The organism is Rhizobium sp. 10N427, assembly GCF_056394605.1.
The window spans coordinates 1-21695 of record NZ_JBFTID010000029.1; the positions used below are offsets into that span (position 1 = coordinate 1).

Genomic DNA, 21695 nt, shown 5'->3' on the forward strand with positions numbered 1-21695 from the left:
GAGACGTTGGAGAACGAGATTCTCCGCGAAGCTCTTTCCAAAGCCCACTCAAAAAAACCGATATCGCGGCCGATCTTGTTGCCGAAGGACGGTTCCCGATGAAGACCGTGGCTGACGTCCTTGGCGTATCGAGGTCCAATCTCGTGGAGCGTCTTAAAGGCAAGTCTAAGCCGCGTGGATCATATCTCAAAGCGGATGATGCCGAGCTGCTGCCTGCCATTCGTAAACTCGTGGATGCTCGGCCGACCTATGGCTATCGGCGGATCGCTGCCCCCTCAACAGGCAGCGGCGAGCCGCCGATCTGCCCGTCGTCAATCGCAAGCGAGTTCATCGCATCATGGCCAATCATGCTATGATCCTTGAGAAACACACGGCGGTGCGAATAGGCCGTGTCCACGACGGCAAGGTCATGGTGATGCGGTCTAATCTCCGCTGGTGCTCGGACGGCCTTGAGTTCACCTGCTGGAATGGCGAGGTGGTTCGTCTCGCGTTCATCATCGATGCGTTTGACCGGGAAATTATCTCATGGGCAGCCGTCGCCAATGCCGGGATATCAGGTTCCGACATTCGAGACATGATGTTGGAGGCCGTCGAAAAGCGCTTCGGCGCAACCAGCGCCCCGCACGCAATAGAACATTTATCTGATAACGGCAGTGCATACACCGCGCGCGAGACCAGGCTGTTTGCTCAAGCCCTCAACCTGATTCCATGCTTCACGCCCGTTGCCAGCCCACAATCGAACGGCATGTCTGAAGCCTTCGTCAAAACCTTGAAGCGGGACTACATACGCATCTCATCCATTCCGGRCGCCGACACAGCTCTCCGGAAGATCGACGGATGGATTGAAGACTATAATGAAATCCATCCACACTCAGCGCTCAAAATGGCCTCCCCAAGGGAGTTCATCAAAGCATTGTCTCAATAGCTGAKCTGTCCGGCGAAATGGGGGGCACTCCAGAAGGTTTGAACACTTACTGAAGACATTCCCGAACCTGGCGGATCATATTCGTACGAGAGACGTTATCATACTCTTGGACCATTTTATCTGCCTGTAAATCATGATGGAGCGTTGGGGATGGGCGGCAACGGTTTAACGGTCCTTGTCGTGGAGGACGAGGCTCTCGTTCGGATGGATATTGGGCTATTGCTAGACGACGAAGGTTTTCAGGTGCTGGAAGCATCGAACGCCGACGACGCCATCAGCCTGCTCGACGCACATCCGGAGGTTCGTCTGATGTTCACCGATATCGATATGCCTGGCAGCATGGATGGCTTGAAACTTGCGGCCGCGGTTCGAGATCGATGGCCACCAGTCAAGATCATCGTGACATCGGGTCACCGCCACATGAGCGATGATACCCTTCCGGTCGTCGGCCGCTTTTTCAGTAAGCCCTATGATCCGTCACGTGTGATTCACGCGATACGCGAAATGATCTAACACGATGAGGTCCTAAGCTGAGCGAGACCGTCAAGCCAAGGATGCCGATGCTAGCAACTCTGCAAATCGCAACCGCCCAATATGATGCCCGCTGCTATCGCTACCTCGAGGCAAGCAAGACTTACTGGGCTTTGGTCGCCGACGGCCAATCGTTTGAGGGCTCGTCGATCTGATGATCTGGGATCTCGTCCATCCTATCACGAAGCTGGGCAGATTCCTTCTCGATCATGTAGATCACCGCGGATCTCTCGGCACCTTTAGCGACGAGCTCATCGATCAACGCGTGCAGCCTAGGTTTGACCTCTTTCAAAATGTTTTGGTTGTCACTCATCAATTCCTCCCATTTTTGCTCCGTGTTAGCCGCGCTCCTCCTTAGGTCTTAGCCAAACCGCTTCCCTGCATTCGCGTCTTCTGCCAAAACCAGACTTGCGGGCGGCGGCCCACTCTCGTCGCCTCCGACGAGTGCGGAAATGTAAGTCAGGGCATTTTTCATTCCGTTCATCGTGTAGGGCTTTTCGATTGCACCGAGTGCGCCGGCAAACCCTTCCGGGATCTTCTTGATATTGCCGCTCACGAAGACATACGGAATGCCCGCAGCTGCTAGTTCCCGACCCACGTCGATCCCGGTCGGGCCATCCATGAGATGGATATCGACGAATGCGAAATCAGGCTTCGACGCGTTGATCTGCTCGCGCGCCTGGATGCTGCTCATGGCGAGGCCTGTAACCTGATGGCCCGCGATCTCCACCTCGCTTTCAAGCTCCATGGCGAGCAGCATTTCGTCTTCGACGATCATAACTTTCAATGTGTATTCTCCTGATGGTCGCCGACAAGCAGCACCACATCGACAACCGTCTTTCGTCTATCCTGTTTACGTTCGATTTCGGCGCCGAGCTGCAAAGCAGACGCCTCGATCAACATGCGTCCGAGCTCGGTGCTTTCAATATCAGGCTCAACTGGTTCGGACGTGTCCTCGACACGGATCAGAAAATGACCGTTGAGGCGTTTGACCAGCACGTGGATGTCGCCGCCGCCGTCCATGAGGCCCCGTCGAACTGCATCGCCGACCAACTCATTGACGATCAGCGACAAAGGCGTGGCTTTGACAGCGGGCACGAGCAGCGGCGAAAGATCCAAAGACAGACGGATGTCGTTGCGGCCAGTGGCATCGACAAGATCTGTCACCAATTCCTTTGTGAACTCTGAGATATCGAACTTCGACACGTCGTCGAGCGTGAACAGCTTTCGCTGAACTGTGCTGAGGGCCTCTATTCGGTTGAGGACCGACATGAGTGTCTGCCTTTGCCGATAATCGGTGGTGATGCGTGCCTGCATTTTTACGATGGAAGCCATCGTCAGCAGGTTGTTTTTCACCCGATGGTCCACCTCGTGGACGAGCAGCGTGCGCGCCTCCAGTGCCGCCTTGAGGGTGGCGGTGTTTTTTGCCACCTCCGCCTCCGCCTCATGGCGCGCAGCCGCCAGGTCTGCTTCCCGGCTTTTGACAGTTGTGAAATCGAGCTGGGACGCAAAGAAATAGATGATTGTCCCTGCCTCGTCCCGGACGGGGCTGATGAATACCGCATTCCAAAACGTAGTGCCGTCTTTTCGGTAATTAAGAATATCGACAGCAACATCGTGGCCGGCCGCGATGCCCTCCCGGATCCTCGCGATCGTTGCTTTGTCAGTCTCTGGACCCTGCAGTAAACGGCAATTGCGCCCGATTATCTCGTCATCTCTGTAGCCCGTGAGCCTTCGGAAGGCTTCGTTGCAGAAGATGATCGGATTGTCGGACTGGTTCGGATCGGTGACGATCATTGGCATCCGGGTCGCCTTGAACGCGGCCGCAAAAGGATCCTCGCTTACATGCCCGGCGACGAGACGGTCGCCGGCGTTGCGGGCATCGGTCCGATATTGATCCTTTTCTTGCATGGCGGTCCTGATCGTAAAGTCCGCAACAAATGCCGCGGCTGGGGAATTGGTTCCGGTTTTTGTCAGGGCAAAGACGTTATCGTCGCCTCGATCTCGCAAATCACACCGGACGGATCATAGGCGATTGTCGATTTGCCGTTCAGCTCCGCGGCCAACAAGCGTTCGACGAGGCGGGACCCGAAGCCCTTGCGGGTCGGAGGGAGAACCTCCGGTCCGTCCATCTCCCTCCAAACGAGGCGAAGATCTCCGGTTTCTTCAGCGTAGCTCCAGCTGATGGCAATTCTGCCTGTCGCATTGGAGAGTGCACCATATTTGGCAGCATTTGTGCCGAGTTCATGGAGAGCAAGCGAGAGTGACGCAACGACTTTTTGCGGCAGCAAGACCGGAGCGCCAGAAACATCAAACCGCTCTGAAGGATATGGAGCGATAGCCTGCTCTACCACAGCCTTGAGATCTGCACTCTGCCAATGCCCCTCGGCAAGAAGGTCGTGGGCATGCGCCATGGCCGAAAGGCGAGCCTCGAAAGCGGTCACCGCACCGCTGGCCTCAGCATCTTTTGCCAGGGTCTGACGGGCAATCGCCATGACCGTGGCAAAGACATTCTTCACCCGGTGGTGCAACTCGCCGATCAGCACCGCCTGAAGCCGATCCGCTTCCTTTTTCGCAGAAATATCGTGAGCGATCTTGGATGCGCCGATAATCCTGCCGGCGCTGTCGTAGATTGGCGACACGCTGAGGAGAACATCGACGAGATGGCCATCCTTGTGACGGCGCCTGGTTTCGTAAGGCTCCACCGTCGATCCGGCCCTGACGCGGCTCAACAGCGTCGGCTCCTCGTCGATCCGATCAGCAGGCACAAGGATCAGTACAGACTGACCGATGATCTCGTCCGCCTTGTAACCGTAGAGCCTCTCCGCCGAGGCGTTCCAGGACGTGATAGTCATATCGAGATCGATGCCCAGGATGGCATCATTGGAAGATGCGATGATGGACGCCAGCTGGCGCTCGACCTCCTGCCCTTTTTTGCGTTCGCTGATATCGATCGAGACGACCGCAACCTGGCGAATCCTGCCGCTATCGTCTCGAAGCGGCGAGACGGTATTGTTCACCCAGACGAGACTGCCATCTTTTCGGACATATCGCTTTTCGAGATCGAAGCTCTCGCCGGTCTGTGCAAGCCGCTGGTACAATCGGGTTTGCTCGGGCATATCGTCGGCATAGGTGATGTCGCGGATGTTCTTGCCGAGCAGCTCCTGTTCCTCGTAGCCGACAATCTCGCAAAACCGCTTGTTGACGTGCAGGATCTCGCCATTGAGGCTCCCTTGGCCAATCCCGGCCGCCGACTGCGATATTACCGCCCGCAGCCGTTCTTCGCTTGCCTGCAGCGCCCGATCGGCGCGGACGCGATCTGTGGTCTCGTTGACAATGCAGAAGACGCCGCAAACCGTCCCGTTTTCATCGCGGATCGGGGAATAAGAAATATCAAAATAGACAGTTTCCGGGTAGCCGTGCCGCTCGATATAAAATGGGCGGTCCTTGGCGGCGACCGTCTCGCCTTTGTCCAGGACTTGACGCAGGAGCGGTTCGAGATCGTCCCATAGCTCGCTCCAGTTTTCTCGTGCGGGGCGACCGAAAGCCTTCGGGTGCCGTTGTCCGATCGACGGTGCATAGGGTGCGTTGTAGAGGGCGACGAAGTCCGGCCCCCAGAACAAAACGATCTGCGCCATGGAAGGCAGCATGATGTCGACAGCGGATCTCAGGCACGGAGGCCAAACCGAAGGCGGGCCAAGCATGGACCGGTCCCAGTCTCCCCGCTCAAGCATTCGAGAAATCTCGTCTTGCCCCGAGAAAATTTCCCCCGTTTCGTTCTGCATCGGCGCCCACTCTAAATCGTTGCGACGTCGCAAACGTTCGTCCCAGTGCTCAATGTATAGCGTGAGGTGGTCGCAGCAAGGTCTTTTCGCAATGAAATCAGCCTCTAATCGGACACACCGCTACCGATTTCAGCTCACCAAAGCAGCAGACTTGACCCTTTCTGGTTGATTTCCCATATGTGCGCCGCGAGAAGGGAACGGGTATGCGCGCATTTTTAGAAACGTCATTCGGTCCGAACGAATTGTCGGTTATCGACCAATCATTCAAAGATTGGCTGGAAGCTCACCATTTGACCAAGAACAGCGCAGAGGCTGAGCTTGCCGCTGCGATCATCATAAACCTGTATCGCGAGGGACATGACACCAGGCAGGAATTGGACACTGCCATGTCCTTACATCGCGATCTTGGCGAGTTGGCATCGCGCTCTTGATGGGAACTGAACCATTGACCTGGATTCCATTTCATCAAGACGCTGACAAAATTAAGCTTCGCGCCACAGCACCCATTCATGGAACTTTGTGAAGCCCGTAATTGGCGCAGCCCCAGCCCGATTGCATCGGTTAATGCACCGCAGCTTTCTCTAAAATGGTTGCAGCCGTTTCCCTCGCCGAAATAAACGAGGACGTCTCACCCGAGGTATGTGAAAGCACTAAAGCGCCCTGGAAGATCAGATTAAGCTGCTTTGCCAAACGTTCCGGCTCCGCAAAATCTGCCAGCCGGCACAGTTCGAGGAATTTGGCCTCGCCGCGTGAACTTGCGTAACGCCCGAACTCGACGATACGGCCGTTCTTTCCGGCATATTCCTGGGCAGCCTTCATTCCGAGGCATCCGCGCGTCAGCATCCGCCCTTCGATCTTGTTGACGTCGAAAAACTCGACGATCTGCTCCCGCGGATCTTCAATGCCTGCGACGGGGCCGAACAGGTCATCGACGACATGCTCTCCGTAAAGGCGCAGGACGGCCTCGATCAGATCCTCCTTGGACGGGAAATATTTATAGAGCGTGCGCTTCGAAATACCGGTCCCACCCAAAGCCGCCTCCATGCTCGTGGCATGGAAGCCGCCTTCGTAAAACCGGTCGAATGCATTTTTGACGATCTCGAGCTTCTTCCCCTCGATTTCGAGGTCCTGGTCCATGTCTTAACCCTCTTTGGCGCTGCCATTTCTTTTTTATAGCGAGTCCGGTTGACGAAGTAAACGTTGTCGTTTACATCAAGGGCAGTAAACGACAGCGTTTACTTCTTGGGGCGCACGGAGGTGGCCAAACTGGCCATCTTCGGCGCTCAACTCAAAGGACAACGCGTGACATGAGCGACCTTTTAGAAAAAGTTCTCGATGCGCACGGCGGGCTGGAAAACTGGCGCCGCGTGAACCACATCGACTTCCTGCTGACGCTGCGCGGCGCGGCCCTCGAATTGAAGAAGCAGCCGCACGGCCTGCGCGCTGCCATGGTTAAAGTCGATTCCAAACGGCAACGCGCCGCAATCGCACCTTTCCCGGCGCCCGGCAGCCGCGGCATCTACGACGAGGGCATTGTGCGGATCGAGACCGACTCTGGTGTCGAGATTTCGAAACTTGACCAGCCGCGCAAGACGTTCGAGGGCTATGATCGCCAGTCGCCCTGGAACGACCTGCAGTTTCTTTATTTCATCGGCTACGCGCTCACCAACTACCTGGCGATGCCATTCCTGCTTGCACGCAACGGTGTGCGTTGCGAGGAAATCGCGCCGCACGAGGAGCATGGCGAACGCTGGCGGGTGCTGAAGGTCACCTTCCCGGACAATATCGAAGTCCATTGCAAGGAACAGCGCTTCTATTTCAACGATCCCGGCCATCTCGTGCGCAACGACTACACGCCAGATGTCAGCAAGGGTCCGGCTTCGCACTACACCTTCGATCATAAAAGCTTCGATGGCTTCATCTTCCCGACCCATCGCCGCGTCGTCTTCCGTGACGCCAATGACCAGACGCTCCTCAGGGCGCCGTCAATCTTCCGGCTGGATCTCGAGGCCATCACGCTTTCGTAGAGCGCCGACAAGCCTCCCCGTTTCCCAATCGATCGAGTTCCCTGCGTGTCCTCCAAGGAACCTCAAAACTTCGCCAAATCCAGTACAGTCATGAGGAGAAAATCGTGACCATCTCGAACAAAGTAGTGCTCGTGACCGGTGCCAATCGCGGCATTGGCGCAGCAACAGTCAAGGAAATGCTGAAAGCCGGCGCGGCCAAGGTCTATGCGGCCGCGCGCGATCCGAAGAGCCTTCCGTCTTTTAACGACGGAAGGGTAATCCCGCTTCCGCTCGATATCACCAGCGATGCCTCTGTCACTGCTGCGGTAGCCGCCGCTCCGGATGTCGACATCCTGCTCAACAACGCTGGCACGCTCGCCTTCGGCAATCTTGCCGACAGCGACTGGACGGCGATCGAAGATGACATGCGCACCAACTACTTCGGCACGCTGCGCGTCCTGCGCGCCTTCACGCCGCAGTTCGTGACGCGCCGCTCCGGCACGATCGCAAACGTCAGCAGCGTCGTCGGCCTTTCGGCCATTCCGCTGATGGCCGGCTATTCGGCATCCAAGGCTGCCCTGCATTCGCTGACGCAGTCGCTCCGCGGCAGCATGGAAAAGCACAACGTCACGGTTATCGGCATCTATCCGGGACCGATCGATACCGATCTTGCAAAGGTCGTTCCCTATCCGGACAAGGCAACCCCGGAATCTGCGGCTGCCAACATCGTGAAAGGTATCGCGGAAGGACAGACATACATCTTCCCCGACCCAATGGCACAGCAGGCAGAACAGCTCTGGGCGACCGACAACCGCGCGCTTGAGTACCGCTCGCTGCACCTCGGCGGCTGAAACCTGAAGACAGAAATTCGCAAAGACTCAGTCCTAAACACCCCCAAGGAAAATGAGATCATGATCACACGTCGTTTTTTCGCTACGAGTGTCCTCGCTGGTTCGGCAGCCGTGATTGCAGCCAGCGCCACCTCCAGCCTCGCCAAGTCCAACAGCCCTGAGACAAAGGCCGCGCTTCCGGGCAAGTCTGCCGCTCAGGTCCACTACAAGACCGTCGTTATCGACGGTGTCTCCGTCTTCTACCGCGAGGCCGGCAAGCCGGGTGCGCCTGTTGTCCTCATGCTACACGGCTGGCCGTCATCGTCGGCAATGTTCCGTGAGCTCATCGACGAATTGGCCGGCAAGTATCACGTCTTTGCGCCTGATTATCCGGGCTTCGGCAACAGTGCCATTCCTTCGAACTCGAGCTTCAAATACACCTTCGACAACCTGGGCGAGGTCGTCGGCAAGTTCGTCGACAAGGTCGGCATCAAGCAATACGCCCTTTATGCGACCGACTTCGGCGGCCTCGTTGGTTACCGCGTCGCCATGAAGTCGCCAGGCCGCATGAAGGCGCTGATCGCACAGAACAACCCGCTGTTCTTTGCCGAAAGCCCGTGGTTCGGACCGATCGTGCCGTACTGGCAGACCGGTTCTGCCGACAGCCGCCAGAAGGCTGGCGAGCACTACCACACCCTCGACGTTGTCCGCGGCCTGTATGTCAACGGCGTCAGCGATCCGTCCGCAATCGATCCCGAGCAATACCAATCGGAATACGCCATGCTGCTGCGTCCCGGCGCCGGAGACGCCTCGCTTGACCTGCTCTACGATATCCGCACCAACGGCCCGGTCCTTCAGAATGCCCAGAACTTCCTGAAGTCTCAGCAGCCGCCGACCCTCATCGTAACCGGCAAGAACGACATTCTGTTCAACGGCGACAATCAGCAGAAGTATCTCAGCGTGTTGCCGAAGGCCGAGCTGCATCTGCTCGACAGCGGCCACTGTGCCCTTGCCGACAAGGGTGATGAGATCGCCAGCCGCGTTCACGAATTCCTCGGCCGCGTGATCTGAACCTGGCGGAGGCACAACGCCGAAGCCGGCGCCCCATGACTCCTGAGTTTTGGGGCGGTCACTTATAGGGGCGACCCGTTGCAGACATTGCCTCGCCGGAGATGCCCGGTGTCAGGTGCGTTCTCGCCGGGGTCGCGGCGGATACCGGCTTGTGGTCGGCTGTAGCAGCGGGCATGGGCATAACGTGCCGTGTCCCCGGGAAACGCGCTTCCATCTCCACCCAATCGTAGATGTCACGCCCGCCTGTCGATAGGCGAGGATCCTCTCCGTCCACCTCGGAGGTGTCGTCACACATTGCCGCATAGCGCGGTTCCCACTCTTCCACCAGAACGCGCTCGAATTTCTCATCCAGAACGACATGATCGCGTGTCCACTTTGATCGCTGGACAAAGGCACGGTAAAAGTCGCGTTTCGCATAGCCAATGCGGTTGCCGCCAACGCCGATTATCTGCAGCTGCCGGACGAACACGAAGGCATCATATTGATCCGACTCCTCGGCCGACGGCTCGACTTGGTCGAATTCGGCAACAAGAGCGTCACGCTTTAGGGCATCGCGGATGTCGTCCAGTTTTGCCTCGATGAGCCCGAGCGGGATGGACTGGACGGTACTGGCTGACAATGCAGCGCAAATTCGTGGCCACCACCACCCCTCCAGCATTTCCCTGGCAAGTCTGGCTTTGCCCGGAGGGGCGACAAGCCGCAGCGCGCGTTCCAGCTCTATCTCGATATCGGCCACGATCGGCTGCTGATCGACGATCTCCAGAGCGCTCAGGAGAGATGCGCGCATCCGCTCCGGCAGTGCAAGAAACGCAACAAAGGCTTGCTTGAGCCCTTCATTCTGAGACTGCGAGGCCGCCCTGGACAATATCTCTGCGGCGGCCTTTGGATCCCGGCCGTTATGGCGTCCCTCGGTGGGCGCACGCAGGAAAGACGCTGCAGACCCTTCTGGAATACTCCCTGTCGTGACCAGCACCAGCTTGACGCGTGACGGAAGTGAAGGATCAGCGCTTGCCAGCTCTGACCAAATTCTCAACGTCTTCCAGATGTCGGGGCTTGTGTCAGATAGACTGCCCACCCGGCTGATATGATGCTTTGCCTGGAGAAGCTGCTTGGGCTCTCCTTCTTGCTCGAAGGAAATATCATCAAGCTTCTCAATCGCGACTTCGAGCTCCGACCCAGCATTAAGATGCGGAATGCACAGAAGAAGCGCGAGCCTCGCCTGATACAAGTATCCGGCGGCCGCCGGCGCCGCACTGAACTTGTCGGACTGCCCACTCACGCATTGTCTCCCTACCAATCTCAAGTAATGGCATGAATTTGCAACCGCACAAGTATAACGTGTGCAGCGCCAACAGTTTTCCCCTGTCTTCTTGGCATTTGAATTGTTTCCTCAGCTGACGGTCAGGTTGTTGGTCAAGGCCAACTTGGCATAGATCATGTTCCAGCCAGTTCACACACGAGGAATAAGTTTCGCAGGAGATTTGAAGGGATTCAGAATTGTTACCTCACGTTCCGCGAAGTCCTTTTCGTTTCTGGTGACGACGACAAGATTGTGAACCTTTGCAGTCGCAGCCAAGCCCACATCATCGATGTTTTTGTCACTGCGGCCGAGGTGAGTTCCCTAGACGACCGCGATACGTCCGTCGATAGAGATGATCCGATCATCGTAGGCGGCAAATATCCGCTTCGCCGACTCGGCAAGTCTATTTGCAAGCCCCTCATCGGATGCGCGCTTTTCTCAATGCCCTTGGATATTTCACGCACAGAGATAACGCTGATGGCAAGATCGATATCATCGACCTTTGAAAGCCAGGCTTCGACGTTCTCATGAGGCGTCGGTCGGCTGAGTTCCTTCAGCACGTTTGTGTCAAGCAGGTATTTCAATCTAGGTCATCCAACGCGCTAAGATCAGCGTTGCGCATTGCGGCTTTCGCGGTTTGCTTTGGGTACGGTCGGCCTGCCTTTGGATGTGCCTCTGCGAAAAACTTTGCGGCGGTGATCTGAGACTCGGTGAGCTTAGGATAGTCCTGCAGGACCTGGCGGATCGAGGCGCCGGCGTCGAGAAGCGCCGCAATCCGATGGGCTTCGATTTTGGTACCCCTGATCAACGGATCCTTCCCCGACGCGTCGATCTGCGCGTTCAGCCTATCAAGTTCTTTTACTTTCTTTTCGATGTTACGAACGTGGCTGGAAATGTCGTATCGATGATTCCCAAATGTCACGAGTTTCTCGTGTCGGCCGTTCATGGTCGATTTCAGGGCATGGTAAAGTTCCGACTGAATTTTCGGCGTGAATGCCTGTTTCAGCTCGTTATAAGCATGCAGAAACACTAGGTCGGCAGTACCGAACTGTCGGATCCTCCGTCCTCCTCTCTTTACCATATCGGGCTTCACCGGCGACCGCTCAACAACCTTTTTAAAGTTATCGAGAGGTTCTCCGAGAACGAAGGCCGCCTGCGCCGTTGTCAAAGTTTCCATTCTAACCTCGCTAATTCAGCCCCTAGTATAGGGCCGAATTAGCTAGTTTTCAATGTGTGGTGAGGGGATGCGCTGCCTCGAATTAAATTGCCAATCTTCAAATGCAGCCCGACTTCTGGCTTTCCATTTCCGTCAAACGCGCAGTGACGAGATCTCGGATGGATCTTAGCGCGTCCACGCGCTCGAATTTGCGATCGTCGTAATAGATCCTATGGATTTTGAAGGATGCTGCGCTTGCGACAATCGGTGAGATGGAAGCAATGTCGAGAACCTGTCCTTCGACGCCGACGTTGATCTGTTGCGGATGGCCACCGCGGATACCCTTCGGTTTATAGATCTGGCGGCCTGCATTGTCATAGTAGCAGTCACTGCTCCAGATTGCAGGATCTTCCTGGATCTCTTTCGCTACCGCGTCACAAATGGCGCCGATGCGCTCTACGCGCTCGGGCGCCGCAAGGTCCAATTTGGTCGATCGCAGCGCCATGACTTCGTCGGCAATTTTCCAGACATCTATCATCGGGAAAATGTTGCGATCAGAAATTCGGGTGGCTACATCGCTTACCGACGGATCCGGCGCTTCCCGGAACTGATAGAGTGAGCCCCAGAACAGCGTGTCGTCGAGGAGACGGGCGTTTTCTAGGTTTCCCGGATTTCGGAAAAACCTCACAAGCGGGTGGTCTTCGGTCAATCCAGCACTTGAGATATCACCAGCAGCGATGAGTTCGAACACCCTGCTCAGCAGTAATGCGAACATGTACTCGAGCCCCCTGGTCTTCTTATGAAGATAAATGGTGGGGTAGAGTTGGAAGAGGGTTACTGTGAACTGCTCAAGGGAAATGTAAGCCTTGCTGTCGACGTAAAGAAAACGGGCGTTTCCATTTTCCCCAACTCTGAAATTCCGTAACAGCCAATCCAGGTCTATGCCACCTGAGGAAACGCCGGCAAAGTAAGCGTCGCGTTTTGCGTAATCGAGCCTGTCGGCATCGAGCTGGCTTGAAACGACGGATGTGTAAATGCAGTTTTCATCCGTTTTCTTGATGATGTCCCGGACCATCGAGGGGAATTGCTGACCCCCAAATTTGGTCAACGCCTCGCTCACCGACGAGTCCATGATGATTTTCTGTCCGACTTTCTCATGATCGACCGCCGCGTGAAACGCGATAGCGGAATCGCCTTCAAGCTGATTGCGGGAGAGGAAGAAGTCCATCGCTGTTTCGAAGGCGTGGCTGAACATGTCGTGGCCGACGTCATGCAAAAGGGCCGCCGCAAGGCTCGCCTCGGCTTTTGGAGACCAATTCCCTGCTGCTCCATCAGGCTCAATGACCGTAAGCATCCGCTTTGCGATTTTGTAGACCCCCAGTGAGTGAGCGAATCGCGAATGACCGTCTCGACCAAATCGGTTTCCTTCATCTCCAGTGAGATGCCTCCGCCAAGGCGCGCGCGTGCAAGATCCATGATGTTATCGACGAGACCGGTCATCCTGGAGATGCTGGCCTTCATCAGGTTCAGGAATAACGGACGGCCGAGCGGCTCGACGTCGAACGCACGGCGATGGGGAAGATGGTCGGCACGCTGGAGAGGGACGGTTTCGTGACGATGAAGCCGTCGCCCACCGATGGCCGCTATCGGATCATCAAGCTGACCCGCGAGGGCGATGCCCTGCATGACAAGGCATCGCCTCTCTGGAACGCAGCGCAACAGGAGTTCGCGAAGCTAAACGGTGCAGCGGGCGTCGCCACCCTTAGGAAAGCACTCGACTCGATCGTCGTTGAGGACGGCCTGGAGCGTCCGGGCACTTGATGGTCTGCGACGACGGCGCACGGAGCGATTGTGAGCCCCTGCCCTGCCTGAAGATATAAATTTTTGCGTTTCCTCTTGAAAGGATTTGAAAACAGCGACCCCATTAGCTGAACGGCGCTAGGGTGCTGACATGCAGCGGCGGACATGATGTCGGCGATGACAGCGAAACGCTCAGAGTATGCGTGAACGGTTGATCGATGAGGCTCGACCGCTCTCATCAACGTTCGTCCGGTGCCATCGACCACCTAATTTACAAGCTTGAGAGCAAATCGACGCCGCAGGCCGCAATTTCCAACCTGCGACGCCGCCGACACATCTACTACCGATTAGACTTGCGCCAGACCTCCATCGACGAAGACTTCGCCGCCAGTCATGAAGCTTGAATCCGAAGATGCGAGAAACGCAGCCACCGCTCCGGTCTCGGAGGGCTCGCCCATGCGCCCGAGCACTGTCGTCGCCCCGATTGCGTTCATCCCTTCATCACCTAAGACTTCCAATGCCAACTCTGTTGTGATCGGCCCCGGCGACATGACGTTGACGCGGATGCCCGTGCCGCGTAAGTCCAGCGCCCAGCCGCGTGCGAGGTTTCGGACCGCCGCCTTCGTTGCGCTGTAGATGCTGAAGGCCGGCGTCCCCATCACCCCCGTGCTTGAACCCGTCAAGATGATCGACGCCCCCTCCGACATCAGCGGCAGGGCCTTCTGCACCGTGAACACCGTGCCCTTCACGTTGAGATCGAAGATCTGGTCGTAGTGCTCAGGCGTAATTTCGCCGAGCGGCGCGAACGACCCGGTCCCGGCATTGGCGAGGAGAACATCCAGCCCGCCGCGCTCGCTCTTGACCGTCTCATACAGCCGGTTGAGGTCGGAAAGGTCGGTCACTGACCCTTGGACGGCGCGTGCCGAGGACCCGAGTTGCACTACGGCGGTGTCGAGTGTTTCCTGGCGGCGGCCGAATATGTAGACAAAAGCGCCCTCTTCGATGAACCGCTTGGCGGCTCCGAAACCGATGCCGCTTCCGCCGCCCGTTATCACTGCCGTCTTACCCTGTAGTCTGTTCATGATGTGCTCCTTCACTGAGATCAGACTAAGCTGGCGGCCCGCACACTCATTGACAAGTATGCACCTTTTGGTAAGTACGTAGAAATGGTATCAGATCAGTCAGACTTCAACTCGTCGTCAACGCAGGCTATGCCAGCGGCTAAAACCTGCACCCCAACGCTGGCCGGGTTTACTTGCGGCCTAGACGCGACGTTGCGTGTTATTGCGGGCAAGTGGAAACCGCTGATCCTGTACTTCGTCGCCCAGGGCGGCCCAACCCGATACGGCGCGCTACGGCGAGCCGTGCGCGACGTCAGTGACAAGATGCTGATCCAGCAGCTCAAGGAGTTGGAGGCGGACGGTCTCGTGAAGCGGACCGACTACAAAGAGATTCCACCAAGGGTCGACTACAGTCTCACCCCGTTGGGTAGGAGCCTGGCCGAAGCCCTTGTGCCGCTCTGCTCATGGGGCACAGACAACATGGCCGAGGTTACCCGCGTCTTCGCCGAGCGTGAGGCTTTGCAGGATGGACGGATTGCTTCGAAGCGATCGGCGGCCGCCGAATAGGAATGTCTTTGCGTATCGCGCGCCTATTGAGTGTTACAAAGCGGCCGCCTTGAGGGGATGTGAACCGAAGACCTAGTTGTTATAGAGCCATCCAGTCGAAATCTCTTTGTAATGTACATTGGTTACCTGGTTGGAATGAGCGATTGCGCCGGGAAGTAGGCTTACGGCTATGGTCGACTCTTTTTCTTGACGGGATTACGCGGACTGTACGGCGCGGCTGGCATATTCGTTGTGGAGGCGCTGTTGGCTCAGAGCATCCTGTTTGGGCGCAACGCCAAAGGTTCTCGTATACTCTCGGGAAAGCTCATGGAACTGCTTGGAAAACGGGCCTTGGTGAGCGGCGGCTCACGCGGAATGGGGCCGCGATCGCTTTTGCGCTTGCCGAGAATGGCGCCGACGTCGCCTTCACGTATCATCGCTCGGCCGATAGGGCTGCATCGGTGGTCAAGACTATCGAGGAAAAGGGCCGGCGCGGGCTGGCCATTCAAGCCGACAGTGCCGACCCGAACGCCATTCGGCGCGCCGTCAGCCATACGGTCGATGCACTCGGAGGGCTTGATATCCTGGTCAACAGTGCGGGCATCGGAACTGCCGGCATGACTGCGGATCTTCCCCTCGCCGACCTGCAGGCCATGCTTGATGTCAACGTTCGCGTGCCCGTCCTGTTCGCACAGGCGGCAATCCCACATCTTTCATCCGGTGGCCGGATCATCTCTCTCGGCTCCTCCCTGGCAGAGCGCGTCCCCTTCCCCGGTGTAACGGCTTACGCGATGTCGAAGTCGGCACTTCTGTCCTTCACGCGGGGGCTTTCGCGCGAACTTGGACCTCAAGGCATCACCGTCAATCTGGTTCTCCCGGGTTCAACTGACACGGAAATGAACCCCGCCAATGGGGAGAATGCTGACTATCAGCGCAGCCTCACCTCACTTGGCCGCTTCGGCGAACCCCGTGAAGTCGCCAGTGCAGTTGCTTTCCTGGCTGGTCCTGCGGCCAGTCTGATTACCGGCGCCGTTCTAAGTGTAGACGCCGGCTTCAACGCGTAATCCTCCACCTTATTCGGACGTCGGCCTTCCCGACGTCCGCTGGCCCTCGCATCGCGTCTTGACTGGTGCCGGAAAGGGTCCAGAAGGCATCAAGGCGCGGCCACACTTGATAACCACAATCGGCCGAAGAGACCTTATCTGGTATGGAATTCGTCGGTACGCGATCAGCCCTGAGCAAGCCGACGATGCGATGTTCAGAGGCAGGAGTAACCAAGGGAATCAACACGATGATCGTTACAGGCAACTCCCGGATTCCCCTGCTCTTGCAGTCGGCATCACGCTTGCCCGGGCAAGACACCGTCCGTGAAGCACAGCAAGGAAAAGGAAATGGAAATCTCCCGTCTGTCTCGCTTGATCCCCGATATGGCTCGAAGCTTGCGGACGCGCTGTGGTCGATGGAGAGCAACGGCGTTGTGTTGGACCAAAAGCCTAACCGCGCCGCTCTCAGTAAAGACGAGAAACCCGATGCGGGTGACGAGTTCCTGAAGGTGTCCAAGATGACTCCAGCCGAACGCATCCGCTATTTCTTCCTGAAAGATCGCGAGCTTAATGAAGACAAGCTGGCTGCAATGAGCCAGAAGGATCGAGAGGCGATCGAACAGCAAATCAAGGAAATTATCCTCCAACAACTCGGGTTGGAAAACGAAGACGGCAAGCCTGACGACGCACCAGAACCCGCGCCGGAAGGGGATCCCATACCCTTGGATGCAACGCCGTGAAGCGGCGGCGTTCGCAATCGCCCGAACGGCTCAATGACATCCTGCAGGTCGGTAAAGCGGGGCGCCCGCTGAGATGCCATCTTCGTCAAACTACGAAATCAAACCGCCCGAACCTTCCGTCACCGGTTTGCTTGATGTCGAGGAGCAGCGCCTCGTCAAACAACCTGTCTCTGGTATTCCTCGCCTCGCCGGGAAAATAGAGCTGGGTGGTGAGGACGCGCCCACCCGCTGCCATTCAATCTTAATTTCAGTGCCTTCCGGCCTGCGGAACTGTTCGGTCATCCGGTCGCCGTCAACAACCATCCTCAGATCATCGCGTGTTCGTACGCTGCCGACCCAGTTCGGAAATGTCGATCCCTCGACACGATTTCCGCTGAATTCGCCCGTCTCATCGACGGTGTAAGTGCCGAAGAACCCGATGCTGCGTGACATCGCATTGCGATTTTCATCGTCAGTCCCCTCACCTCGTGCATTGGAAGCAAAGCGCGGGACGTCGGCGTCGGTCAGAACCTCTACAAAGTGCATGTCGGGTGTGAACACGAGAAGGCCATTGGGCTTTTCTCCATAGGCGGCGATGTTTTTTCCGCCGGAATCGATGGTTGCCGATACCATGCGCCAAGTGCCTACAACCTGGTTTTCAGCGGCTGTCTGGGCAAAAGCAGAAGCCGAGACAGTAAGGGCGAGAGCCAATATAGCTAGACGAATGGTCATGTTATCTTCTTTCCTGTTCTCGAAGTCCTTGGTTCCGGACCGCTGCGGTTCAAAGATCCTGCCTGTCGGCGGAATCTGCCACGTCTCTCTGTGCCTCAAGGGCGGACAGGCGTGCAGAAAGCGCCTTTGAGATAGAGGAATAGGCCGTGCTGCCTAGCGTCAGCCGCAGCGGTGGCTCCTCGCTCTCGGCGGCTGAGATCATTGCGGACACGGCGCGCACCGCATCCCCTTTGATCTCGAAGCTTCCGTCGCTGATCGCCCGGCGAACGGCGCCAGCCGGCGTTTCAGCGTAGGCATCCAACGGTATGGCCTGAACGAGATTCGCTCCGAAATTCGTGCCCGTCGGCCCGGGCTCGGCGATGATGACGTCGATGCTGAAAGGCGCCACTTCCTGTGCCACGGATTCGAGGAACCCCTCGATGCCCCACTTGGTCGCGTGATAGAGGCTGAAGCCCGGATAGGCGATCTGCCCGCCTTCGGACGAGACTTGAACGATCCGTCCACCGCCTTGCCGGCGAAGATGAGACATTGCTGCGCGGATCAGATGAATGGACCCCGTGAGATTTGTGGCGATCTGCCGGTCGATCTCTTCATTCGTCAGCTCCTCCGCAGCACCGAACAGGCCATAGCCCGCGTTGCTGACGATCACGTCTATGCGGCCATGCCGCTCAAAGGCTCGTTCGACGGCCGAGACAATGCTCTCCGGCTCGACCAGATCAAGCTGAACGGTATCCAGGCGCTCGCGATATTTCTGCTCAAGCTGCGTCAGCGTTCCTGGGCGACGGAGCGTGGCGATGACGGTGTCCCCTTGGGCGAGTAACTGCTGCGTCATTTCAAGACCGAGCCCGGAGGAAGCGCCAGTGATGAACCATGTCCTTGTCATGTAATTTTCCTCATTGTTCATCTGCAAATGTAGATCCGGAGGATTGGTGCTATAAGATCTTCAATTTGGGATAACATGGTGAGGATAATTCACGAATGGTACGCCCCAGCTTGAACGACCTTGCCGCCTTTGCCGCGGTGGCCAATCATCAGAGCTTCCGCAGGGCGGCCGATGTCATGGGTGTTTCGCGCTCCGCCCTCAGCCACACGATCATCGGATTAGAAGCAAAACTGGACGTCCGCCTCTTCAATCGGACGACACGCAGCGTGTCGCTGACCCAGGCTGGCGCTCGCCTGCTTGCACGCCTCGATCCCGTTCTTCAGGATCTTGACCACGCGCTCGATACGCTCTCGGAGGAGCGCGGTACCCCAAGCGGAGCACTACGCATCAATGCGAACAAGAGCGGTGCCCGCATCCTGCTTGCTGACGTCGTCCCACGATTTCTCGATCTTTATCCCGACGTCGAACTTGATCTCGTGTCTGAAGGTCGGCTCGTCGATATCGTGGAACAGGGTTTCGACGCGGGCGTCCGACTGCTGGAAGCTGTTCCCAAAGATATGGTCGCGGTAAAGTTTGCAGGCGACGTTCGCTTCATCGCCGTGGCGGCGCCGTTCTATCTCAAGGGCAAAGCCGGACTGCAGACACCTGACGACCTCAATGCGCATTGCTGTATTCGCCAGCGTCTGCCGAGCGGCAAACGCTATCGCTGGGAGTTCTCAAAACGAGGTGCCGAAATTGCGGTCGATGTGCCCGGCAATCTCACGCTCGATGACAGCGATCTTCTCGTCCAGGCGGCGGTGGACGGGCGCGGTATCGCATATGTACCTGAATACTTTGCCCGATCTTTACTCAAATCTGGCCAATTGGTGACTGTGCTCGATGACTGGTGTCCGCCTACACCCGGCTTGGCACTCTATTACCCTCGCAGCCGGCACGTGCCGTCACCGCTACGAGCCTTCATCGACCTCCTCCGAGAGGTGGACAGGTCGCGATGACAGGGCGGCGCTGAGTGGGCACCGCCCCTGTCAACTGGTATGTTAAGGCGTCGCTTGCTGACGTCGCAAGATCATGCCGCCATGGTGCAGTGTGTTGGCATCGACGAAATCGCCGTCGGCAGTAAAGCCCGTGTCGTCCCAGTATTCGATATGCGTCCCGTCGACTTCGTAGCGGCCTTGATAGGCCCGCTCGCGCTGGCCGCGGGCCTCGACATAGCGTCCGTTCGGCAGAAGTTCATGGCGAACCCGGTTGTCGTCGGTGACCCACATGCCGGCATAAGGATGGTTCGGATGCAAATTGGTCTCCTGTGCTTCTGCGGGTTGGATAGAAAGGGTGGCCGTGATGAGTGCAGCAAATGCCTGTCGCATGGTCTGGCTCCACTAAGGTTCTCGGTTTGGAGGCGATCGCGCATGGATGCTTGGTGCGGTTCGGCAGACGCACATCTGCCGAACCGCGGGCGTCGGTCATTGGGACCGCGGGGCGTTGTTGTCGACGACCTGCTGATAGGCAACAAGGTCCAGAAAGGCCTCCGCATTGACGACGAGGCCGTCCTTCATTTTGAGTATCCAGACGAACTGGTTGCGATAAGGTGCGCCCGACATCGTGGTCGCTGTTCCGTCGAAGCGGATGATGACCGTGTCGCCGTCGGCGAAGATGTTGTGCACCTCCGGCGCGATCGGGGTCGCGAGCCGGCTGGTCAGAGGACGCGATGCCTGTTCGATGAAGTCTTTCTGGTTAAGATAGGTGCCAGCGACCGGTCCGGAACCATGGATCGTCCAGACGACATCGGGAGCGAGAAGTTCCGCGAAGACATAGGTGCCTCCACGCCACTTTTCGAAGGCGGCTTCTACGATCGCTTTGTTCCGTTGCTCGATCGCGGCACTGTCCGTAACCTGCGTTGCCGCGGTGTCGGCGAAGGCTGCGCCCGGCAGGGCGAGCGACAGCAATCCCAGTGCAATCAACGGCTCGCGCGGGCGATATGGTGGTACCTCGGGAGGGTCATGATATCGGTCCTTTCCTGTTGCTGAGGGTTTGTTGGGACCTATCGACTGGCATGAAGATCATGCACCGTCGACAGGCCCCACATCGTCTGAAGGGTCAGCCGCGGCGTTCGACCGCAGCGTTGCCGAAGATCAGTTGCTGGACGAGGGGACGTTGCGTGAAGCGAGCGGGAAAGACGGGGCTCGGGGCGCTGATCCGGTTTAAACGATCCAGTTGTTCCCGCGTCAGCAGCAGATCCAGAGCTCCAAGATTGTCTTCGGCCTGAGCGAACGTGCGGGCGCCGATGATGGGGGAGACGACCGTCGGATTGGCCAGCGTCCACGCAAGCGCCACTTGCGATGGTGTGGAGTTGACCTGCTCGGCGACGGCTCGAACCTCGTCCGCGATTTCGATTGCGCGCTCGTTCAGGTGACCGGACGACGCTATGACACCCTTGCGGCTGGCGGACACAGCCGCCTCTCGTGAATCTTCTACGTCGGCAAGGGAATATTTGCCTGTGAGGACGCCACCGCCGAGCGGTGACCACGGAAGCACCCCAAGGCCCAGAGCCTCAGCCGCCGGTATAAGCTCGTGCTCGACCGTCCGTTCCACGAGGCTGTATTCGATCTGCAGCGCCACGAAAGGCGACCAGCCGCGAATGTCGGCGAGCGTCTGCATTTGCGCAACGCGCCATCCAGGCGTGTTGCAAATGCCGAGATAGAGCACTTTTCCGGACCGAATGAGGTCGTCGAGCCCTCGCATGACCTCATCCGGCCGGGTCGTCATGTCCCACGCATGCAGATAAAGGAGGTCGATGCGATCCGTGGCGAGTTGCTTCAAGCTCTGCTCAACGGAGCGCACCATGTTCAGGCGGTGGTTACCGCCTGAGTTCGGGTTGGCCGGGTCGCGTGCCATCGTAAATTTCGTCGCAAGAACGATCCGCTCGCGCTTGTCGCCGATAAAGGTTCCTAGCAAACGTTCAGCGCCTCCATTGGTGTAGTTCACCGATGTATCGACGAAGTTACCGCCGCGATCGACATAGAGATCGAAGATGCGGCGGGCCTCATCGCCGTCCGCACCCCATCCCCACTCGGAACCGAAGGTCATCGTTCCCAAGCTCAATGGCGAAACGCGCAAACCCGACCTTCCAAGAAGTCTGTAGTGATCAAGCGTCATGTTGGCTGTCTCCAATGAAAGAACTCAAGGACAAAAACGCTTGTTCGGCGTGGCTTTTCCCTGGGTTCGGTTGCGTTTTGACCGGCATTTTGCCAGCCGGGTAAATCTTCTCCGTTCGCAGGACGGGGCTTTTCGCCGTCCTGCGGTGCTGAAC

The 21695-nt window shown here is 57.5% G+C and carries 20 protein-coding genes and 6 pseudogenes; 11 read left to right on the forward strand and 15 right to left on the reverse strand.

All coding sequences use genetic code 11. From position 1 onward, the window contains the following. Together AC1DIJ_RS30580 and AC1DIJ_RS30585 are read left to right on the forward strand one after the other, a co-directional pair. Positions 1–925, forward strand: a pseudogene (locus AC1DIJ_RS30580) (IS3 family transposase); the annotation flags it as partial. Positions 926–1075: 150 nt separating this feature from the next. Beyond that, positions 1076–1438 (forward strand): response regulator, encoded by a 363-nt coding sequence (locus AC1DIJ_RS30585; protein WP_112390162.1) that lies wholly within the window; start codon positions 1076–1078, stop codon positions 1436–1438. Between the two features lie 121 nt (positions 1439–1559). Here the strand turns inward: AC1DIJ_RS30585 and AC1DIJ_RS30590 are convergent, their stop codons facing one another. From AC1DIJ_RS30590 to AC1DIJ_RS30605, 4 genes are all read right to left on the reverse strand, one after another. Then, the gene (locus AC1DIJ_RS30590; protein ID WP_112390163.1) at positions 1560–1769 is read right to left on the reverse strand and encodes a hypothetical protein; all 210 of its coding nucleotides are present in this window, start codon (positions 1767–1769) and stop codon (positions 1560–1562) included. Between the two features lie 48 nt (positions 1770–1817). Further along, the gene (locus AC1DIJ_RS30595; RefSeq protein ID WP_112390164.1) at positions 1818–2243 is read right to left on the reverse strand and encodes a response regulator; all 426 of its coding nucleotides are present in this window, start codon (positions 2241–2243) and stop codon (positions 1818–1820) included. Next, a complete protein-coding gene (locus AC1DIJ_RS30600; RefSeq protein WP_112390165.1) occupies positions 2240–3367 on the reverse strand; it encodes a PAS domain-containing protein in 1128 nt (375 codons plus the stop codon). Before AC1DIJ_RS30600 ends, AC1DIJ_RS30595 begins: the two co-directional genes overlap by 4 nt. A 62-nt stretch (positions 3368–3429) precedes the next feature. After that, positions 3430–5190: a PAS domain S-box protein gene (locus AC1DIJ_RS30605; protein WP_112390166.1), complete on the reverse strand. Its 1761-nt coding sequence runs from the start codon at positions 5188–5190 to the stop codon at positions 3430–3432. Between the two features lie 254 nt (positions 5191–5444). Here AC1DIJ_RS30605 and AC1DIJ_RS30610 point away from each other — a divergent pair, with 254 nt between their 5' ends. Beyond that, on the forward strand, positions 5445–5672 hold the full coding sequence (locus AC1DIJ_RS30610) for a hypothetical protein (protein WP_112390167.1): 228 nt from the start codon (positions 5445–5447) through the stop codon (positions 5670–5672). Between the two features lie 130 nt (positions 5673–5802). Here the strand turns inward: AC1DIJ_RS30610 and AC1DIJ_RS30615 are convergent, their stop codons facing one another. Continuing rightward, complete coding sequence (locus tag AC1DIJ_RS30615) at positions 5803–6378, reverse strand: TetR/AcrR family transcriptional regulator (protein WP_112390168.1); 576 nt, start codon at positions 6376–6378, stop codon at positions 5803–5805. A gap of 170 nt (positions 6379–6548) precedes the next feature. On the opposite strand from AC1DIJ_RS30615, the gene AC1DIJ_RS30620 reads away from it, so the two are divergent. The 3 genes from AC1DIJ_RS30620 (at position 6549) to AC1DIJ_RS30630 (ending at position 9148) form a co-directional block, all read left to right on the forward strand. Continuing rightward, on the forward strand, positions 6549–7268 hold the full coding sequence (locus AC1DIJ_RS30620; RefSeq protein WP_112390169.1) for a hypothetical protein: 720 nt from the start codon (positions 6549–6551) through the stop codon (positions 7266–7268). 104 nt (positions 7269–7372) lie between these two features. Beyond that, the gene (locus AC1DIJ_RS30625) at positions 7373–8098 is read left to right on the forward strand and encodes an SDR family oxidoreductase (protein WP_477831755.1); all 726 of its coding nucleotides are present in this window, start codon (positions 7373–7375) and stop codon (positions 8096–8098) included. Between the two features lie 60 nt (positions 8099–8158). After that, positions 8159–9148 carry an alpha/beta fold hydrolase gene (locus tag AC1DIJ_RS30630; protein ID WP_112390171.1) on the forward strand — a complete coding sequence of 330 codons (990 nt, stop codon included), beginning with the start codon at positions 8159–8161 and terminating at the stop codon, positions 9146–9148. Positions 9149–9206: 58 nt separating this feature from the next. Here the strand turns inward: AC1DIJ_RS30630 and AC1DIJ_RS30635 are convergent, their stop codons facing one another. From AC1DIJ_RS30635 to AC1DIJ_RS30645, 3 genes and pseudogenes are all read right to left on the reverse strand, one after another. Then, a complete protein-coding gene (locus AC1DIJ_RS30635; RefSeq protein ID WP_112390172.1) occupies positions 9207–10427 on the reverse strand; it encodes an ABC-three component system protein in 1221 nt (406 codons plus the stop codon). A 601-nt stretch (positions 10428–11028) separates the two neighbouring features. Continuing rightward, positions 11029–11625 carry a DUF433 domain-containing protein gene (locus tag AC1DIJ_RS30640; protein WP_112390173.1) on the reverse strand — a complete coding sequence of 199 codons (597 nt, stop codon included), beginning with the start codon at positions 11623–11625 and terminating at the stop codon, positions 11029–11031. 97 nt (positions 11626–11722) lie between these two features. Next, positions 11723–12988 (reverse strand): annotated as a pseudogene (locus AC1DIJ_RS30645) (HD domain-containing protein); the annotation flags it as partial. A gap of 173 nt (positions 12989–13161) precedes the next feature. Between AC1DIJ_RS30645 and AC1DIJ_RS30650 the strand changes: the two are divergent. Then, positions 13162–13425, forward strand: a pseudogene (locus AC1DIJ_RS30650) (MarR family winged helix-turn-helix transcriptional regulator); the annotation flags it as partial. A 326-nt stretch (positions 13426–13751) separates the two neighbouring features. On the opposite strand, the gene AC1DIJ_RS30655 reads toward AC1DIJ_RS30650, so the two are convergent. Next, a complete protein-coding gene (locus AC1DIJ_RS30655) occupies positions 13752–14486 on the reverse strand; it encodes an SDR family oxidoreductase (RefSeq protein WP_112390176.1) in 735 nt (244 codons plus the stop codon). 129 nt (positions 14487–14615) lie between these two features. Here AC1DIJ_RS30655 and AC1DIJ_RS30660 point away from each other — a divergent pair, with 129 nt between their 5' ends. The 3 genes and pseudogenes from AC1DIJ_RS30660 (at position 14616) to AC1DIJ_RS30670 (ending at position 16794) form a co-directional block, all read left to right on the forward strand. Further along, the gene (locus AC1DIJ_RS30660) at positions 14616–15032 is read left to right on the forward strand and encodes a winged helix-turn-helix transcriptional regulator (RefSeq protein WP_112390177.1); all 417 of its coding nucleotides are present in this window, start codon (positions 14616–14618) and stop codon (positions 15030–15032) included. Positions 15033–15338: 306 nt separating this feature from the next. After that, a pseudogene (locus tag AC1DIJ_RS30665) lies at positions 15339–16075 on the forward strand (SDR family NAD(P)-dependent oxidoreductase). A 143-nt stretch (positions 16076–16218) separates the two neighbouring features. Further along, positions 16219–16794: a hypothetical protein gene (locus tag AC1DIJ_RS30670; protein WP_148194285.1), complete on the forward strand. Its 576-nt coding sequence runs from the start codon at positions 16219–16221 to the stop codon at positions 16792–16794. Between the two features lie 85 nt (positions 16795–16879). Here AC1DIJ_RS30670 and AC1DIJ_RS30675 read toward each other — a convergent pair. From AC1DIJ_RS30675 to AC1DIJ_RS30685, 3 genes and pseudogenes are all read right to left on the reverse strand, one after another. Next, a pseudogene (locus AC1DIJ_RS30675) lies at positions 16880–17020 on the reverse strand (dioxygenase family protein); the annotation flags it as partial. Positions 17021–17118: 98 nt separating this feature from the next. Further along, a pseudogene (locus AC1DIJ_RS30680) lies at positions 17119–17505 on the reverse strand (lipocalin-like domain-containing protein); the annotation flags it as partial. A 49-nt stretch (positions 17506–17554) separates the two neighbouring features. Then, positions 17555–18388, reverse strand: coding sequence for an SDR family oxidoreductase (locus AC1DIJ_RS30685; RefSeq protein ID WP_112390180.1), 834 nt, complete (start codon positions 18386–18388; stop codon positions 17555–17557). Positions 18389–18483: 95 nt separating this feature from the next. On the opposite strand from AC1DIJ_RS30685, the gene AC1DIJ_RS30690 reads away from it, so the two are divergent. Beyond that, positions 18484–19383, forward strand: coding sequence for a LysR family transcriptional regulator (locus tag AC1DIJ_RS30690; protein ID WP_112390181.1), 900 nt, complete (start codon positions 18484–18486; stop codon positions 19381–19383). 42 nt (positions 19384–19425) lie between these two features. Here AC1DIJ_RS30690 and AC1DIJ_RS30695 read toward each other — a convergent pair whose 3' ends face one another. The 3 genes from AC1DIJ_RS30695 to AC1DIJ_RS30705 all read right to left on the reverse strand — a co-directional run bounded on the left by AC1DIJ_RS30695 (position 19426) and on the right by AC1DIJ_RS30705 (position 21541). Continuing rightward, positions 19426–19752 carry an Atu4866 domain-containing protein gene (locus AC1DIJ_RS30695; protein ID WP_112390182.1) on the reverse strand — a complete coding sequence of 109 codons (327 nt, stop codon included), beginning with the start codon at positions 19750–19752 and terminating at the stop codon, positions 19426–19428. A 96-nt stretch (positions 19753–19848) separates the two neighbouring features. Then, positions 19849–20346: a nuclear transport factor 2 family protein gene (locus AC1DIJ_RS30700; protein WP_112390183.1), complete on the reverse strand. Its 498-nt coding sequence runs from the start codon at positions 20344–20346 to the stop codon at positions 19849–19851. Positions 20347–20482: 136 nt separating this feature from the next. Next, positions 20483–21541, reverse strand: coding sequence for an aldo/keto reductase (locus AC1DIJ_RS30705; protein ID WP_112390184.1), 1059 nt, complete (start codon positions 21539–21541; stop codon positions 20483–20485). Positions 21542–21695 lie beyond the last annotated feature (154 nt).